Below are 15,245 nucleotides of genomic sequence, written 5' to 3'. Positions count from 1 at the left end.
ATGTTCGATCGCCCGGGTTCGCTTCGGGATATGCGCGGCCCGTGCGCTCCCGGCACAGGGCGGGGCGTCAGCGGTCAAGGTCGTGGCCGCGGCCCCAGCACGCAGAACTCGTTCCCCTCGGGATCGGCGAGCGTCACCCACGACTGTTCGCCCTGGCCGACGTCCGCGTGGCGCGCGCCCAGGGCGAGCAGGCGGGTCACCTCGGCGCGCTGGTCGTCCGGGCGGAAGTCCAGGTGGAGCCGGTTCTTGGCCGACTTGGCCTCCGGGACCGGTACGAAGAGCAGGCCCGGGAGCCGGTCGTGGGCCGGTCTGATCTCGTACTCGTCGGACGCGTCGTTGATCACCACCCAGCCGAGGGCGGCGGCCCACCAGCGTCCCAGCGCGACCGGGTCGCTCGCGTCGACGATCACCTGTTCCCATTCCAACGCCATACCGGGCAGCGTAGTGAAGACTGGCCGCGCACGGTTTCGATTCACGACAGAGGGAGCGGCGGGATGACGGGCCCGATCACGGCAGGGGTCGACGGGACGGACGAGAGCCTCGCGGCGCTCGCCTGGGCGGCCCGGGAGGCCGTCCGGCGCGACCTGGAGCTGCGGGTGGTGCACGCCTGGCGGTTCCAGCCGAACGCGGCCCCCGATGTGGCGGACCGGGACGCGCAGGAGCGATGGGTGCGGGACGCGGCCGAGCAGGGCGTCGCCACGGTCGCCGAGCGCCACCCGGGACTGACCGTCACCACCGAGGTCCGGGAGGGCGGCCCGGTCGGGACGCTGGTCGCCGCCGCGGCGGAGGCGGAGCTGCTGGTGCTCGGCTCGCGCGGGCACGGAGCGGTCGTCGGGTTCCTGCTGGGCTCGGTCGGCCAGCAGGTGATCGCCGAGGCAGCGTGCCCGGTCGTGCTGGTCCGGGCCGACGACAAGCCGCAGTCCGAGGTGGCCGGTCACGAGATCGTCGTCGGCCAGCACGGCGAGCCCGAGGACAGTGCCCCCGCCCTGCGCTTCGCGTTCGAGACGGCGGCGGCCCGAGGGGCGAGCGTGCGTGCCGTGCGGGCCTGGACTCTGCCGCCGGTGTTCGCCTACAGCCCCGGCTCGCTCAAGCTCCTCGACGACGCCGGCGGCCTGGAGCCGTACGAGAAGAACGCGCTGGCCGAGGCCGTGAAGCCGTGGCGGGAGCGGTTCCCGGACGTGCACGTGGTCGAGCATGTGGAGATGGGCAGCGCGGGCCAGGTGCTGCTGTCGGTGGCCTGGCGGGCGCAGCTGATGGTGGTCGGCCGCCGCGCCCACCGCACGGCCGTGGGCGCCCGGATCGGCTCCGTCGCGCACGGGGTCCTGCACCACGCGGACTGCCCGGTCGCCGTCGTGCCCCATGTGTGACCCGCTCGGGAGTCACTCCGGAAGGGTCGGCTCCAGGGTTTCCCGCGCCTTGGGCAGGATGTTCTTGATGTACTCCTCGACGGCGGTGTCGAGCCCGATGTCGTGCTGAGCGCGCTCCGACAGGTACCAGCGGTGTTCGAGGAGCTCGTGGTAGATCTCCGCCGCGTCCATGGAGCCGCGCAGTTCGAGCGGCACCGCGCGCACCGTGGGCCGGAAGACGTCCCGCACCCACCGGTGCGCCAGTACCTCGGGGCGGGCCGCGAGGGGGTCGCCCGGGGCGTAGTCGTCCTGGGTGGCCATCCAGCTCTCCAGGTCGTTCAGCAGCCGCCGGGCCTGGTTCTCCTCGGTGTCCAGACCGGTCAGGCGCAGCAGCTGGCGCTGGTGGTGGCCCGCGTCGACGACCTTCGGCACGAACGTGACCGTGTCGCCGTTGGAGGAGTGCTCGATCTGCATCTCGGCGACGTCGAAACCGAGCTCGTTGAGGCGGCGGATCCGGCGCTCGATGTAGTGGTACTTGCCCGCCGGGTACACCGAGGTGCGGGTCAGTTCCTGCCACAGCGCGCCGTAGCGGGCGCAGATCTCCATGCCGAACTCGATCGGGTCCACCGACGGGTGCAGCGCCCCGGACGCCTCCAGGTCGAGCAGCTCGCCGCTGATGTTGACGCGCGCGAGGTCGAGGTCGTAGTCGCGCTGCCCGGAGCTGAGCTGGGGGTGCAGGTCGCCGGTCTCGGCGTCGACGAGATAGGCGGCGTAGGCGCCCGCGTCCCGCCGGAACAGGGTGTTGGACAGCGAGCAGTCGCCCCACGCGAACCCGGCCAGGTGCAGCCGCACCAGGAGCACGGCGAGGGCGTCCATCAGCCGGTGCATGGTCGCCGGGCGCATCGTCGTCTCGAACATCGAGCGGTACGGCATCGAACCGCCCAGATGCCGGGTGACCAGCACCGGCTCCAGCGCGCCGCCGTCGTCCGTGGTGCGGCCGGTGACCACCGCCAGCGGGTCGACGGCTGGGATGCCGATGCGGTCCAGGTCGCGCAGCAGCTCGTACTCGCGCAGCGCCGGGCGCTCGGCGAGCTCTTTGACGGCGATCACCTCGTCGCCGGCCTGGGCGTAGCGCACCACGTGGCGGGAGATGCCGCGCGGCAGCGGGACCAGGATCTCCTCGGGCCACTCCTCCAGGGGCAGGTGCCAGGGCAGCTCCAGCAGGAGTGCCGGATGCTCCGGGTTGGTGGCGCTGATCTGCAAAGCCATGCCCCGACCTTAGACGGCGCGCTCGCGGGCCTGCTGCGCCGCCGCCTTCACGGACCCCTGGTGCAGCGGTCCGTGCCCGGGCAGCAGCAGGTCGGCCTCCAGCCCCTCGATCACCTCCAGCGACGCCACCGCCCGGGCGCGCTCGTGGTGGAACATGTCCGGCAGCAGCTGCGGCCCCCGCACACGCGAGGTCGGGTGGCCGCTGGCCAGGGCGTCGCCGGAGACGACGATCCCCGCGTCCGGGAGGTGGAAGACGGCGTGGCCGCTGGTGTGGCCGGGGGTGTGCACCGGTACGGGCCGGCCGGGCAGGTCGAGCGGGCCGGCGGTGGCCGGGAACGCCTCGGGCGCGGTGACCGGGTGCTGCTCGGTGCCGCCGGAGCGCAGCGCGTGCACCATCCACGGCAGGACACCCGGACGCCAGGCGTTCTTCAGCACCTCGCCGACGGTCACCTGCTGAAGGAACTCCCGGCGGGCGTGCGGCACCTCGGCCTCGTGCAGATACACCGGGGTGCCGTACGTCGCGCGCAGGTGCTCGGCGGAGCCCAGGTGGTCGTTGTGGGCGTGGGTGATCAGCACGGCCGTGACCGCCTGCGGCGAAGCGCCCACGGAGGCAAGGGAGTCCAGGACCAGCCGGCGGTCGCCGGGGTAGCCGGTGTCGATCAGGGTCACGGCGTCCCCCTCGGTGAGGATCACCCAGTTGGTGTTGCTGCCGTGCACCAGGTAGGTGCCGTCCGCCACTTGCCGTACGTCTGCCCGCATGGCCGTCCCATGTGCTGAGAATCGTGCTCGACGGGGACAGCAAAGCAGATCACCGGGTGGATGCGGACGGCGGGGTTCCACGCATGCCGAACAGGAACCGCGTCACCGGCGTCCGGCGCACCCCGTACTCGTACACCAGCAGGATCACCGCGAGCGAAGCGGCCACGATCGCCGCGTACTTGACGACGATCGGTGCGGACCAGCCGACCGCACCGTAGGCGAAGGCGACCACCACCGGCTGGTGGAGCACGTACAGCGGCAGCGCGGCCACCGCGAGATACCCCAGGACCCGGCCGGGCGGCCGGCGGTGCGCGCGGGGCCGGTCCAGCAGCCCCAGGATCGCCACCACCCAGCACCAGCCCGCCGCGCCGAACAGTGCCCGGGTGAGCAGCGCGAGCGGGGTCCGGTCGGTGAACGGGTCGTCCGCGGTCATGAACCCGGGGGAGGTGGCCAGGAACAGCACGACCCCGAGCACGCCCACCGGCACGGCCACCCGGCGCGTCCCCGCGCGGATCCGCTCGTCGTCGGACAGCGCGTAGCCGTAGCCGAAGAACAGCAGGTACGCCCAGCGGTTCCAGCCGGCGTAGCTCTCCTCCATGCCCAGGAGGGAGTCGATCGCGGCGAGCGGGAGGGCGGGCAGGAGCAGCAGGCCCGGCCGGTGTTCCACCGCGTCGCCCGCCCGCCTCGACCCGGACGCCAGCAGGCCCGCGACCGGAGCGAGAAGCAGGCAGAAGGTGAGAAGGAGGACCACGAACCACAGGTGACCGGTCTCGAAGTGCTCGCCCCGCAGGACGAAGGGGAAGTCGCCGAGGTCGAGGCGGACGTCGAAGAAGCGCAGCCAGAAACGCCCGTACGGCTCGTGGTAGCCAGGGTCGGCGGCGCGCAGCCGCAGCCACTGCGGGACCGGGATGATCGTCAGCGTCGCGAAGACCAGGGGAACGCCCAGGCGCAGCAGGCGTTCGCGGGCGAAGCCGCCGGGGCCGCGCCGGCCGATCGAGTGGCGGGCACCGAGACCGGCGACGAGGAACAGCATCGGCATCGCCCACACCACACCGAGACCGGCGACGACGGTGACGACGTCGGTCGTGTCACGGTTCTTGACGTAGAAGTCGTCGTCGGGGGAGAAGACCAGGGCGGCGTGGAAGAACACCAGGCCGACGACCACGAGGGCGCGCAGGACGTCCAGTTCCGTGCGCCGGGGCGGCACGTTCATCCGGCACTCGGCCGTTCACCGTGACGGCCACGACGAGCGCGGCGAGAAGGACGTCCAGGACGAGGCGGAACTCGGCGAACGGGCGGACCACCACCTCGTCGATCCGGTGGTGACGGGCGTCCCGGAGCGCGTGGCCGAGCAGGCCGGCGGCCACCGGATACGCGGTCGCGTCGTCCCCCCGGCCTCAGCCCCAGGGTGAGGGCGGCCGCGCCGCCGAAGGCGAGCATGGCGGTCACCTGGAGGGGCAGGCCGCCCGGGGCGTCCAGCGCGCCGGGCCGCAGGGAGTGGGCCAGGAGCGGGGCGGCCAGTGCGAGCAGCACCCAGGTCGGGTCGACGTCGCCGCCGTCCAGCAACTCCGTCGCGAAGATGACGGCGCAGGCCGTGAAGAACAGCGGCCACGCCGCCGCGGCTCTGCGCAGGGCCGCGGCGGCGAAGTGGACGAGGGCGGAGGCCGCGAGCGCGGGCGCCAGGTCGACGCTCTCCTCCATGTCGAAGGTGATCGGAGCGGTCGCTCCGACCGCCGCCGGAGCCGGCCGGTGGCGAAGGATTCCCGGCCGGCTCGCGGCCGACGGTGCGGGCTCCGGTGGGTTCGTCATGGCACCAACGTACGTACCCCCGAGGGGTATGGATACGGGTATCGTCGGCTCCGTTTCACCGCACTCCGCGCGGCCGGAACTGGATGCTGATGCGCGGTCCGGCGGCCCGGGTGGACTTGGGGACGCAGTGTTCCCAGGTTCGCTGGCAGGAGCCGCCCATCACGATCAGATCGCCGTGCCCCAGCGGGCGCCGTACCGTCTCGCCCCCGCGCACCGGACGCAGCAGCAGGTCGCGCGGGGAGCCCACGGAGAGGATCGCGACCATGGTGTCCTCCCGGGCGCCGCGGCCGATGCGGTCGCCGTGCCAGGCGACGCTGTCCCGGCCGTCGCGGTAGTGGCACAGCCCGGCGGTGACGAACGGCTCGCCCAGCTCGTCGGCGTAGTGCGCGGACAGCGCCCGACGGGCCTCCTCCAGCACCGGGTGGGGCAGCGGCTCGTCCGCGCCGTAGAACGCCAGCAGGCGCGGTACGGCGACGTCGTTGTCGTACATCTTCCGGCGCTCGGCGCGCCACGGGACCTCGGCCGCCAGGTGTTCGAACAATCCGTCCGAGCCGGTGAGCCAGCTCGGCAGCACGTCGATCCAGGCGCCCGCGCCGAGTGCGGTCCGGCGCGTCCCGTCGAGGGGGCCGAGGCGCAGTTCGTCGGTCTGGTCGAAGAGGGAGCCCTGGAGGTGGTGCGCGGTCATGGCTCCAGAATACGCCTTAATCGAAAATGTGTTCGTTGTTGTGGCGCGTCCCGACTCTTTCGATACATCAATGTATCCGATACATTCGCGTATCGAACGGAGGTCCGACCATGGCCGCGCAGCAGACGCACCAGTCGACGGGGCGTGTCACCCGACGCCGGGTCCGCACGCGGGCCAACCTGCTCGAGGCCGCGTTCGCCGTGTTCTCCGCCAAGGGGTTCGGGCGGGTCTCCATCGAGGAGGTCTGCGAGGCCGCCGGCTACAGCAGGGGCGCCTTCTACTCCAACTTCGACAGCCTGGACGAGCTGTTCTTCGCCCTCTACCGGGAACGCGCCGACCTCATCGCCGAGCAGGTCGCAGACGCCCTCGCCGGGGACGGTCCCGACCTCGACGTACCGGCCTCCGTGGACCGCGTCACCGAGGTACTCCTCCTCGACCGGGACTGGCTGCTGGTGAAGACGGACTTCCTGGTGCACGCCGCCCGCGATCCGGCCGTCGCCCAGACCCTCCTCGAACACCGGGCCAGGCTGCGCCGCGCGATCGCCGACCGGCTGGCCCGGGCGCGCGGCCACACCCCCCTGCCCGCCGTGCTCGGCGACACCGACTCCGCCGCCCACGCGGTGGTCGCCGCCTACGACGGGGTCACCGTCCAACTGCTGCTGGACAAGGACGCCGACGGCGCCCGTGCCTGGCTCAAGCAACTGCTCACCGCGCTGCTGACCGATGGCAGCGCAAACCACCTATAGCACCTCAGGCAGAAAGGCAACGGTCGCCATGGACGCGGACGTCATCGTCGTCGGAGCGGGTCTCGCCGGCCTGGTCGCGGCGCACGAACTCACCAGCAGGGGCAGGCGGGTCGCCCTGGTCGACCAGGAGAACGCCGCCAACCTCGGCGGCCAGGCGTTCTGGTCCTTCGGCGGGCTGTTCCTCGTCGACTCCCCGGAGCAGCGCCGCCTCGGCATCAAGGACTCCTTCGATCTCGCCTGGAACGACTGGCAGGGCAGCGCGCAGTTCGACCGGACCGAGGACGAGGACTCCTGGGCGGTGCGCTGGGCGCGCGCCTACGTCGAGTTCGCGGCGGGGGAGAAGCGCACCTGGCTCACCGGGCACGGGATCTCCTTCGTGCCGACCGTCGGCTGGGCCGAGCGCGGTGACCTGCGCGCCGACGGACACGGCAACTCCGTACCCCGTTTCCATGTCGCCTGGGGGACGGGCACGGGCGTCGTCGAGCCGTTCGTCCGCTACGCCAAGCAGGCTGCCAAGGACGGGCTGCTGACCTTCTACCACCGTCACCAGGTGGACGAACTGGTCCTCGAGGACGGCGCCGCCCGCGGTGTACGCGGCACGGTGCTCGCCGCCGACGACTCCGCACGCGGCGTCGCCTCCAACCGCGACCGGATCGGCGACTTCGAACTGACCGCCCAGGCCGTGGTCGTCACCAGCGGCGGCATCGGCGCCAACCACGAGATCGTGCGGCGGTACTGGCCCGAGCGCCTCGGCACCCCGCCCGCCGAGATGGTCACCGGTGTCCCCGCCTACGTCGACGGCCGGATGCTCGACATCAGCGCCGAGGCCGGTGCCCGGCTGGTCAACCGTGACCGCATGTGGCACTACACCGAGGGCATCCAGAACTGGGACCCCATCTGGCCCGGCCACGGCATCCGCATCCTGCCCGGCCCGTCCTCCCTGTGGTTCGACGCCCTCGGCCGCCGGCTGCCCGACCCGTGCCTGCCGGGCTACGACACCCTCAACACGCTCAAGCACCTGCGCACGACCGAGGACATCGCCGGGTACGACCACTCCTGGTTCGTCCTCACCCGCAGAATCGTCGAGAAGGAGTTCGCGCTGTCGGGCTCCGAGCAGAACCCGGACATCACCGCCAAGGACCGCAAGGCCGTTCTGCGCGACCGATTGCTCGGCAAGGGCGCCCCCGCTCCGGTGCAGGCGTTCCTGGACAAGGGCGCGGACTTCGTCATCGCCGACACCCTCGAGAAGCTCGTCGAGAAGATGAACGGGCTGACCGAGAAGGCACTGCTCGACGTGGACGGCCTGCGCCGGCAGATCCAGGCCCGCGACCTCCAGATCGCCAACCCGTACAGCAAGGACTCCCAGGTCCAGGGCATCCGCAACGCCCGCCGCTACATCGGCGACCGGCTCGGCCGCGTCGCCACCCCGCACCGCGTCCTCGACCCCGAGGCCGGTCCGCTGATCGCCGTCAAGCTGCACGTCCTCACCCGCAAGACCCTCGGCGGCATCCAGACCGACCTCGACTCGCGCGCCCTGGGCGCCGACGGGCAGCCGGTCGAGGGACTGTACGCGGCGGGAGAGGTCGCCGGCTTCGGCGGTGGCGGCGTCCACGGCTACAACGCCCTCGAAGGCACCTTCCTCGGCGGCTGCCTCTTCTCCGGGCGGGCGGCGGGACGGGCCGCGGCGAAGCAGACCGGCTGAGCCGTCAGCGCCGGTCCGCCTCCAACAGGCGGACCAGCACCGCCGTGTGGCTCCGCTCCGGCGACTTCGCGGACGTCAGCAGTGTCACCGTCCCCTTGGCGGCCGACTCCCGGACGTGATCCAGGAGTTCGGCCGCCTCCGGGGCGGCCAGCTCGGCCTCGTAGCGCCGCGCGAACTCCTCGAACGACCCCTCGCCCGCGTGGTACCAGCGGCGCAGCTCGGCGGACGGGGTGAGGCCCTTGGGCCATTCGTCGACATGGGCCGCTTCCTTGGACACACCGCGCGGCCACAGCCGGTCGACCAGGACCCGCACGCCGTCGTCGGGCTCGGGCGGGTCGTAGACGCGACGTACACGGACACTCATGGGCGGGCCGTCCTCGGGTTCGGCGGGTGGTGTCGAGCCTAGGCCGGAGACGGTCGTCGGCACCGCTCGGCTTGACCTGAATGAGGAGGAAACCCAGGTGCCCAGTCCCTAGTCTTGAGGGGTTTGATCACACGCCACCCCCCCAGGAGCGCACGTGACTCACCCCCGCAGACGGACCACCACCCTCCTCCGCCGCGAAGCCGTCGCAGCGACCGTCCCCCTAGCGGTGGCGGCGCTGTTGACGGCCGCCGGACCCGCCACCGCGGCCGGTCCGACGGGCACGTCAGGCGTCGGCGACCCCTACTTCCCGCTCGCCGGCAACGGCGGCTACCACGTGGCCCACTACGACCTGACCCTTCGTTACGACCCGGGCAGCCGCCACCTCGACGGCAAGGCCGTCCTCACCGCCCGTGCCACCCAGCGGCTGACCCGCTTCGACCTCGACTTCCAGGGGCTGAAGGTCACCGGCCTGACCGTCGACCACGTCAAGGCCGACTACCGGCGCGACGGCCAGGAACTCGTCGTCACCCCCAAGCGCGCCCTGCGCAAGGGCGAGCGGTTCCGCGTCACCGTCACCTACGACGGCACCCCCGGCCCCGTCACCGACCCCGACGGCTCTCTCGACGGCTGGATCCCCACCGACGACGGGGCCTTCGTCGCCGGCGAACCGCAGGGCGCCATGACCTGGTTCCCGGCCAACAACCACCCCCTCGACAAGTCCTCCTACGACTTCACGATCACCGTCCCCAAGGGCCGCGCCGCCGTCGCCAACGGCGTCCTTCTCGGACAGCGCACCATCAACGGGAAGACCACCTTCCGCTGGCGCCAGACAGAACCCATGGCCGCCTACCTCGCCACCGCGACCGTGGGAAATTTCCAGGTCACGCAGTACACGACCCGCGCGGGCCTCAAGGTCTACGACGCCGTCGACCCGCGCGAGGCCACGGCCGCCGCGCCCGTCCTGAAGAGGCTGCCGTCCGTACTGGATTGGGAGAGCGGGCTGTTCGGGCCCTACCCGTTCCGCGCCGCCGGCTCCATCGTCGACCACGCCCCGGACGTCGGCTACGCCCTGGAGACCCAGTCGCGGCCCGTGTACGACCGGGCGCCCTCCTTGAGCACCCTCGTCCACGAGAGCGCCCACCAGTGGTTCGGCGACTCCGTCTCCCTCACCTCCTGGCAGGACATCTGGCTCAACGAGGGCTTCGCCACCTACGCCGAGTGGCTCTACGCCGAACAGCACGGCGGGGGCAGCGCGCAGAGCACCTTCGACGCCCTGTACGCCCGCCCCGCCACCGACGGCCTGTGGGCCTTCCCGCCCGGCGACCCCGGTGGCGGCGCGAACATCTTCGGCACCCCCGTCTACGCCCGCGGCGCCATGACCCTGCACGCCTTGCGCACCGCTGTCGGAGACCCCTGCTTCTTCCGCATCCTGCGCGCCTGGGCGGCCGCACACCGCTACGGCAACGGCACCACCGCCGAGTTCGAGCGGCTCGCGGAACGCGAATCCGGCAAGGACCTCGGCCCGCTGTTCCAGACCTGGCTGTACAGCCGGGGCAAGCCCACCAAGCCGTAGCCCGAACCGGGCCCGGAACCTGACGAGTTCCAAACAACTGTGGGTCACGATCGACTCATGATCACGCACCGACCCCGTGCCGCGCTGCTCGCCGCGTCCCTCCTGCTCACCGGATGCGGCGGCGGCGCGGTCGCCGCACCCGACGACGGGCCCTCCGCCACCGCCACCGTCACGGAGGCGACGCCGAGCACGCCCGCGGTCGCCGTGGAGGCGGCGCCGCAGCGGATACCCGGCCTCGGAACGAGGACGTGGGCCGCGGTGCCGGACGACGCGGACCAGGTGGTCGTGGTGAGCGGCCGGGGCCCCGACTCCCCGGTCGCCACGGTCGTCCTCTACCGGCGCACCGGTGCCGGCTGGCGGGCGGGGGAGAGCCGGCCCGCGCACAACGCGCTGCGCGGCTGGAGCGACCATCACATGGGCGGCGACCTGCGCTCGCCCATCGGCGTCTACGGACTCACCGACGCGGGCGGACTGCTGCGCGACCCCGGCACGAAGCTGCCGTACGACCGAGGCAGCGGCTTCCACTCGCCCGGCACCGGATTCGAGGGCGAGCCGCTGGAAGGCGCCTTCGACTACGTGATCGCGATCAACTACAACCGCAGGCCCGGCACTTCACCCCTGGACTGGACCCGCCCCCTCGGCGCCGGGCGCGGCGGCGGCATCTGGCTGCACGTCGACCACGGCGGCCCCACCCACGGCTGCGTGAGCATCGCGGAGCAGCACATGAAGGAGCTGCTGCTCGCTCTCGACCCCGCCCTGCACCCCGTGGTCGTCATGGGTGACCACGCCTCTCTGGCCCGCTGAGGAAAAGGAACGGAGTCGCCGCGTGTGCGCTCATGTACTGGTCGCCGAGGACGACGCGATGCAGGCCGAACTCGTCCGCCGCTCGCTGCTCGCCGAGGGCCACACCGCCACCGTCGTGCACGACGGCTCGGCCGCGCTGGACGCGGTGCGGCGGGAGCGGCCCGACCTCGTCGTCCTCGACCTCATGCTGCCGGTCGTCGACGGGTTCGGGGTGTGCCGGGTGCTGCGCCGCGGCGACGACATCCCGGTGCTGATGCTGACCGCCCGGGCCGCCGAGGAGGACGTGCTGCTCGGCCTGGAACTGGGCGCCGACGACTACATGACCAAGCCGTACAGCCCGCGCGAGCTGATGGCCCGCATCCGCACCGTCCTGCGGCGCAGCGGGCGGGCCGCCGCAGACCGGCGGGACGACCCCGTCGCACGGGCCGCGGGGCTCGCCGTCGATCCGGAGCGGCACGAGGTGCGGTGCGACGGCGAGCCGGTGGAGTGCACGCCGGCCGAGTTCCAGATCCTGCTGGCCATGGCCACCGAACCCGAACGGGTCTTCTCCCGGCGGCAGTTGCTCCGGTGCACCCGGGGCCTCGACCGCTCCTCCACCGAACGGGCCATCGACGTGCACATCATGAACCTGCGCAGGAAGATCGAGCCCGACCCCCGCAGACCCGTGCGGCTGCTGACCGTGTTCGGCATCGGCTACAAACTCAGCGGCGGCCGCGCGTGAACCGCATACCCCTGCGGAAGCGGTTGCTGGTGCGGTTGCTGTTCGCCTCCGTACTGATCGCCGTGTGCTCCGTCGCCGCGACGGCCTGGCTGGCCGTGGCCACCACCACCCGCGCCCTGCGCGAGGAGCAGGGGCAGGCCCTCGCCGACGACATGGACATCCTCGCCGAGCTGAGCGGGTACGCGGCCACCCACCCCGACTGGACGGGCGTCGAGGCCACCGTCCGCGCCCTGTCCGCGAAGACCGGCCGGCGCATCGCCCTCACCACCACCACCGACCGCACCACCACCGACCGCACCCCCGTCGCCGACTCCGCGCCGCACGGCGCCTCTCTGCCGCCCCGCGCCGCCGCCACCGTCGACCCTCTGCGCACCGACACCTACACCGAGCGTGGCGCCCAGCTCAGCGGCATTGACCCGCGCGCGGTCGGCCCCTACCGGCTGACTGCCGCCGAACGCACCAAGCTCGACGCCCTGGCCCGCAAACGGCAGAGCTGTTTCGCGCGCCACGGCTTCGACACGAGCGTCACCCGGACCCCGAGCGGGCGCCCGGTCCTCACCGACGACGACGGCACCGTCGACGCCGGCCATGTGCCCGAGGCCTGCGCCGACGGCCTGCTCTACTCCGCGACCCCGACCGAGGAGAAGGCACTCACCGCGCTCCAGGGGCCCGCCCGCAGATGCCTGACCCGAGTGGGCTTCGACGACTTCGCACCGCTGTTCCTGACGACCGACGTCACCAGCGGCACCAGCATGGCCCCGTCGGTCACCGCCAAGTTCGCCAAGATCGACGACAGCAAGTCCCTGCGCGCGGCACAGGCCTGCCTCGACGACGCCCGGCGCGCCCAACTCGACCCCTACGTCGCCCCCGTCGCCGAGCTGTACCTCGGCGTCGGGGACAGCGGCGCCGCACCCCGCTGGGACATGTCCACGGCCAACAAGGCGAAGGTCGTCGGCGCGGCCGGACTGGTGCTGGCCGTCACCGTCGCCGTGACCGCCGTCGTCGCCACCCGTCTCGTGCGGCCCCTGCGCGCGCTGACCGAGGCCGCGCAGCAGCCCCCGGACCGGCACGCGCGGGTGCCCGTCACGACGCGGGACGAGACCGGGATCCTCGCGGAGGCCTTCAACGATCTCGCCGAACGCCGGGAGCGTCTGGAGGCCCAGCGCAAGGCCCTCGTCAGCGATGTCGCCCACGAACTGCGCAGCCCGCTCACCAACATCCGGGGCTGGCTGGAGGTCACCCGCGACGGCCTCGTCGAACCCGACACCGAACTGCTCGGCGCCCTGCACGACGAGGCACTGGTGCTCCAGCGCGTCATCGACGACCTGCGCGACCTCGCCGCCGCCGACGCCGGCACCCTGCGCCTGCACCGCGAACCCGTGCCCGCCGACGACCTGCTCGCCCAGGTCGCCGCCGCCCATCGCGTCGCCGCCGACACGGCCGGTGTGCGCCTGCGCACCGAAACCGCCGGCGCCCCCTGGCTGGACGCCGACCCGGTGCGGCTGCGGCAGGCGCTCGGCAACCTCGTCACCAACGCCGTACGCCACACCCCGGCCGAGGGCACGGTCACACTCACCGCCCGGGGGGACGGCGAGGTGGTCGTGCTGGAGGTCGCCGACACCGGTACGGGCATCGCCGCCGAGGACCTGCCGCACGTCTTCGAGCGGTTCTGGCGAGCGGAGAAGTCACGCAGCCGCCGCACCGGCGGCAGCGGCCTCGGCCTGCCCATCGTCCGCCACCTGACGGCCGCCCACGGCGGCACGGCGGAAGCGGCCGGCACCCCCGGCGCGGGCAGCGTCTTCACCCTCAGGCTGCCGGCCGCGACGGCGCCCGGCGACGGCTGAGACCCGAGGGCCGAGCGGCGGGCGGGCCGAGGCGGACGCCTCGCGTCACGAACTGCGCCGTGCCCTGATGCGCCGCCTGAGGGCGCGTCGTTCCGCTTCGTCCGTGCCTCCCCACACCCCGAGGGTCTGGTCGGTCTCCATGGCCCACTCCAGGCACGGCTCCCGCACGGGGCAGCGTCGGCAGACGGCCTTCGCCTGTTCCGTCTGCAGCAGCGCCGGCCCGGAGGTACCGATCGGGAAGAAGAGGTCCGGGTCCTCGCGGCGGCACGCGGCGTGCTGTCGCCAGTCGTCCATCGAAGTCACCTGCGATCTGGTCGTACGTGCTGTTCCGGATGATTGCTCCCGGTCGGGTCACCGGAGGGGCCGGAGTGAAACAGCGTGGGACCGCAAGACGTTCACTGCTCCCGCAGGCCCCACGGGGAGCCGTACGCCGACAGCAGCTCGAGGAACGGACGGGCCGGGAACGCCTCGGGGCCCAGCACGCCCGCGCCGGACCACGCGCCCGTGGCGAGCAGTTCGAGGGCGACCACCGGGTTGACGGCGGTCTGCCACACCACGGCCTGGCTGCCGTACTCGGCCATGGACCACTGGTTGTCGACCACGTGGTACAGGTACACCTCGCGCGGCGCACCGTCCTTCAGGCCCCGCACCCAGGTTCCGGCGCACGTCTTGCCGTGCATGAGCTCACCCAGGCTCGCCGGGTCGGGCAGACAGGCGGCCACCACGTCCCGGGGCGAGACCGGCACCGGTCCCTGCGCGCTCGGCACGGTCACGGGCACCGTGCGGTCCAGTTCCAGACGGTGCAGCGTCTTCAGCGTCTCGACGAACTCCCGGCCCAGGCCGTACTTGAAGGTGACCCGGCGCGCCTTCACCCAGCGCGGCACGAGCAGTACCTCCTCGTGCTCGACGTTCACGCACTCCACCGGTCCGATGCCCTCGGGGAAGTCGAACACCTCGGGCTCGCTGAAGGGCGCGGTGGTGAACCAGCCGCGGTCGGACTCGTAGACCACGGGAGGGTTCAGGCACTCCTCGATGGTGGTCCAGATGTTGAAGGAGGGCGCGAAGTCGTGCCCCGCGACGGTGAGGTTCGCACCGTCGCGGATGCCGATCTCCTCGATCTCGTCGAAGAGTTCGTCGGCGGCGTACCGGGCGAAGACGTCCGACAGACCCGGCTCGACGCCCATGCCGACCAGGGCCAGGACGCCCGCCCCGGCCCAGTCGCCGGCCTCGGCGAACTGCGCGTCGCCGAGCCGGACCCCGCACTCCTCGTACGGCCGCTCCGGGTGCGGTCGCGACAGTGACATCGCCATGTCGACATAGGTGGCCCCGGCGCGGCGCGCCGCGTGGAACAGCGGCATCACGAACCGCGGGTCGGTGGCGTTGAGCAGCACGTCGCAGCGGTGGCGGGCGAGCAGGGCGGCCACGGCCCCTTCGTCGCCGGCGTCGACGCGCTCGGCGTGGAACCGGTCGTCGCCGTCGAGCGCGGCGACGGCGGCCACGGCACGGGCGGGGTCGTGGTCGGCGACCACCAGCGCCTCGAAGAACGGACGGCGGGCGGCGATCCGGGTGATGGCGGTGCCCACACCGCCGGCGCCCACGAGCAGGACACGCATGACGAGAACT

The 15,245-nt window shown here is 72.6% G+C and carries 16 protein-coding genes; 7 read left to right on the top strand and 9 right to left on the bottom strand.

Features of this window, described 5'->3' with window-relative positions; translation table 11 throughout:
• Window positions 1–74: 74 nt before the first annotated feature.
• Complete coding sequence (locus OG289_RS02270) at window positions 75–431, bottom strand: VOC family protein (protein WP_327312311.1); 357 nt, start codon at window positions 429–431, stop codon at window positions 75–77.
• A 63-nt stretch (window positions 432–494) separates the two neighbouring features.
• On the opposite strand from OG289_RS02270, the gene OG289_RS02265 reads away from it, so the two are divergent.
• Complete coding sequence (locus OG289_RS02265; RefSeq protein ID WP_327312310.1) at window positions 495–1,367, top strand: universal stress protein; 873 nt, start codon at window positions 495–497, stop codon at window positions 1,365–1,367.
• Window positions 1,368–1,379: 12 nt separating this feature from the next.
• On the opposite strand, the gene OG289_RS02260 is transcribed toward OG289_RS02265, so the two are convergent.
• The 5 genes from OG289_RS02260 to OG289_RS02240 are packed head-to-tail and all read right to left on the bottom strand — an operon-like array spanning window position 1,380 to window position 5,868.
• A complete protein-coding gene (locus tag OG289_RS02260) occupies window positions 1,380–2,615 on the bottom strand; it encodes a DUF4032 domain-containing protein (RefSeq protein WP_327312309.1) in 1,236 nt (411 codons plus the stop codon).
• Between the two features lie 9 nt (window positions 2,616–2,624).
• Complete coding sequence (locus OG289_RS02255; protein WP_327312308.1) at window positions 2,625–3,374, bottom strand: MBL fold metallo-hydrolase; 750 nt, start codon at window positions 3,372–3,374, stop codon at window positions 2,625–2,627.
• 49 nt (window positions 3,375–3,423) lie between these two features.
• Window positions 3,424–4,587 (bottom strand): acyltransferase family protein, encoded by a 1,164-nt coding sequence (locus OG289_RS02250; RefSeq protein WP_327312307.1) that lies wholly within the window; start codon window positions 4,585–4,587, stop codon window positions 3,424–3,426.
• Complete coding sequence (locus OG289_RS02245; protein WP_327312306.1) at window positions 4,584–5,183, bottom strand: hypothetical protein; 600 nt, start codon at window positions 5,181–5,183, stop codon at window positions 4,584–4,586. Before OG289_RS02245 ends, OG289_RS02250 begins: the two co-directional genes overlap by 4 nt.
• Window positions 5,184–5,238: 55 nt before the next feature.
• The gene (locus tag OG289_RS02240) at window positions 5,239–5,868 is read right to left on the bottom strand and encodes an alpha-ketoglutarate-dependent dioxygenase AlkB (protein ID WP_327312305.1); all 630 of its coding nucleotides are present in this window, start codon (window positions 5,866–5,868) and stop codon (window positions 5,239–5,241) included.
• Between the two features lie 110 nt (window positions 5,869–5,978).
• On the opposite strand from OG289_RS02240, the gene OG289_RS02235 reads away from it, so the two are divergent.
• Both OG289_RS02235 and OG289_RS02230 read left to right on the top strand, forming a co-directional pair.
• Window positions 5,979–6,614, top strand: coding sequence for a TetR/AcrR family transcriptional regulator (locus OG289_RS02235; RefSeq protein WP_327312304.1), 636 nt, complete (start codon window positions 5,979–5,981; stop codon window positions 6,612–6,614).
• 28 nt (window positions 6,615–6,642) lie between these two features.
• Window positions 6,643–8,316 carry an FAD-binding dehydrogenase gene (locus OG289_RS02230; RefSeq protein ID WP_327312303.1) on the top strand — a complete coding sequence of 558 codons (1,674 nt, stop codon included), beginning with the start codon at window positions 6,643–6,645 and terminating at the stop codon, window positions 8,314–8,316.
• A gap of 4 nt (window positions 8,317–8,320) precedes the next feature.
• Here OG289_RS02230 and OG289_RS02225 read toward each other — a convergent pair whose 3' ends face one another.
• On the bottom strand, window positions 8,321–8,680 hold the full coding sequence (locus OG289_RS02225; RefSeq protein WP_327312302.1) for a DUF488 domain-containing protein: 360 nt from the start codon (window positions 8,678–8,680) through the stop codon (window positions 8,321–8,323).
• A 154-nt stretch (window positions 8,681–8,834) separates the two neighbouring features.
• Between OG289_RS02225 and OG289_RS02220 the strand changes: the two genes are divergently transcribed.
• From OG289_RS02220 to OG289_RS02205, 4 genes are read left to right on the top strand one after another with little or no spacing between them, the layout of a single operon-like run.
• Entirely contained in the window at window positions 8,835–10,253 is a 1,419-nt protein-coding gene (locus OG289_RS02220; RefSeq protein ID WP_327312301.1) for a M1 family metallopeptidase, read from the top strand.
• 57 nt (window positions 10,254–10,310) lie between these two features.
• Complete coding sequence (locus tag OG289_RS02215) at window positions 10,311–11,057, top strand: L,D-transpeptidase family protein (protein WP_327312300.1); 747 nt, start codon at window positions 10,311–10,313, stop codon at window positions 11,055–11,057.
• 22 nt (window positions 11,058–11,079) lie between these two features.
• Window positions 11,080–11,778, top strand: coding sequence for a response regulator transcription factor (locus OG289_RS02210; RefSeq protein ID WP_327312299.1), 699 nt, complete (start codon window positions 11,080–11,082; stop codon window positions 11,776–11,778).
• On the top strand, window positions 11,775–13,622 hold the full coding sequence (locus OG289_RS02205) for a sensor histidine kinase (protein ID WP_327312298.1): 1,848 nt from the start codon (window positions 11,775–11,777) through the stop codon (window positions 13,620–13,622). The genes OG289_RS02210 and OG289_RS02205 overlap by 4 nt, the downstream gene beginning before the upstream one ends.
• A gap of 45 nt (window positions 13,623–13,667) precedes the next feature.
• Here the strand turns inward: OG289_RS02205 and OG289_RS02200 are convergent, their stop codons facing one another.
• The gene (locus tag OG289_RS02200; protein ID WP_327312297.1) at window positions 13,668–13,916 is read right to left on the bottom strand and encodes a WhiB family transcriptional regulator; all 249 of its coding nucleotides are present in this window, start codon (window positions 13,914–13,916) and stop codon (window positions 13,668–13,670) included.
• Between the two features lie 101 nt (window positions 13,917–14,017).
• Window positions 14,018–15,235, bottom strand: a complete 1,218-nt coding sequence (locus OG289_RS02195) for a saccharopine dehydrogenase family protein (protein ID WP_327312296.1) — start codon at window positions 15,233–15,235, stop codon at window positions 14,018–14,020.
• Window positions 15,236–15,245: the final 10 nt, after the last annotated feature.

This window comes from Streptomyces sp. NBC_01235 (assembly GCF_035989285.1).
Classification (GTDB): Bacteria; Actinomycetota; Actinomycetes; order Streptomycetales; family Streptomycetaceae; genus Streptomyces.
Note: the sequence above shows the minus strand (reverse complement) of the source record. Positions and strands in the feature narration are given on the sequence as shown.

Coding starts and splice junctions, on each gene's coding strand:
- OG289_RS02235 (WP_327312304.1), top strand. CDS start 5,979: ATGGCCGCGCAGCAGACGCACCAGTCGACGGGGCGTGTCACCCGACGC.
- OG289_RS02250 (WP_327312307.1), bottom strand. CDS start 4,587: ATGAACGTGCCGCCCCGGCGCACGGAACTGGACGTCCTGCGCGCCCTC.
- OG289_RS02200 (WP_327312297.1), bottom strand. CDS start 13,916: ATGGACGACTGGCGACAGCACGCCGCGTGCCGCCGCGAGGACCCGGAC.
- OG289_RS02245 (WP_327312306.1), bottom strand. CDS start 5,183: ATGACGAACCCACCGGAGCCCGCACCGTCGGCCGCGAGCCGGCCGGGA.
- OG289_RS02225 (WP_327312302.1), bottom strand. CDS start 8,680: ATGAGTGTCCGTGTACGTCGCGTCTACGACCCGCCCGAGCCCGACGAC.
- OG289_RS02255 (WP_327312308.1), bottom strand. CDS start 3,374: ATGCGGGCAGACGTACGGCAAGTGGCGGACGGCACCTACCTGGTGCAC.
- OG289_RS02230 (WP_327312303.1), top strand. CDS start 6,643: ATGGACGCGGACGTCATCGTCGTCGGAGCGGGTCTCGCCGGCCTGGTC.
- OG289_RS02195 (WP_327312296.1), bottom strand. CDS start 15,235: ATGCGTGTCCTGCTCGTGGGCGCCGGCGGTGTGGGCACCGCCATCACC.
- OG289_RS02260 (WP_327312309.1), bottom strand. CDS start 2,615: ATGGCTTTGCAGATCAGCGCCACCAACCCGGAGCATCCGGCACTCCTG.
- OG289_RS02265 (WP_327312310.1), top strand. CDS start 495: ATGACGGGCCCGATCACGGCAGGGGTCGACGGGACGGACGAGAGCCTC.
- OG289_RS02270 (WP_327312311.1), bottom strand. CDS start 431: ATGGCGTTGGAATGGGAACAGGTGATCGTCGACGCGAGCGACCCGGTC.
- OG289_RS02240 (WP_327312305.1), bottom strand. CDS start 5,868: ATGACCGCGCACCACCTCCAGGGCTCCCTCTTCGACCAGACCGACGAA.
- OG289_RS02215 (WP_327312300.1), top strand. CDS start 10,311: ATGATCACGCACCGACCCCGTGCCGCGCTGCTCGCCGCGTCCCTCCTG.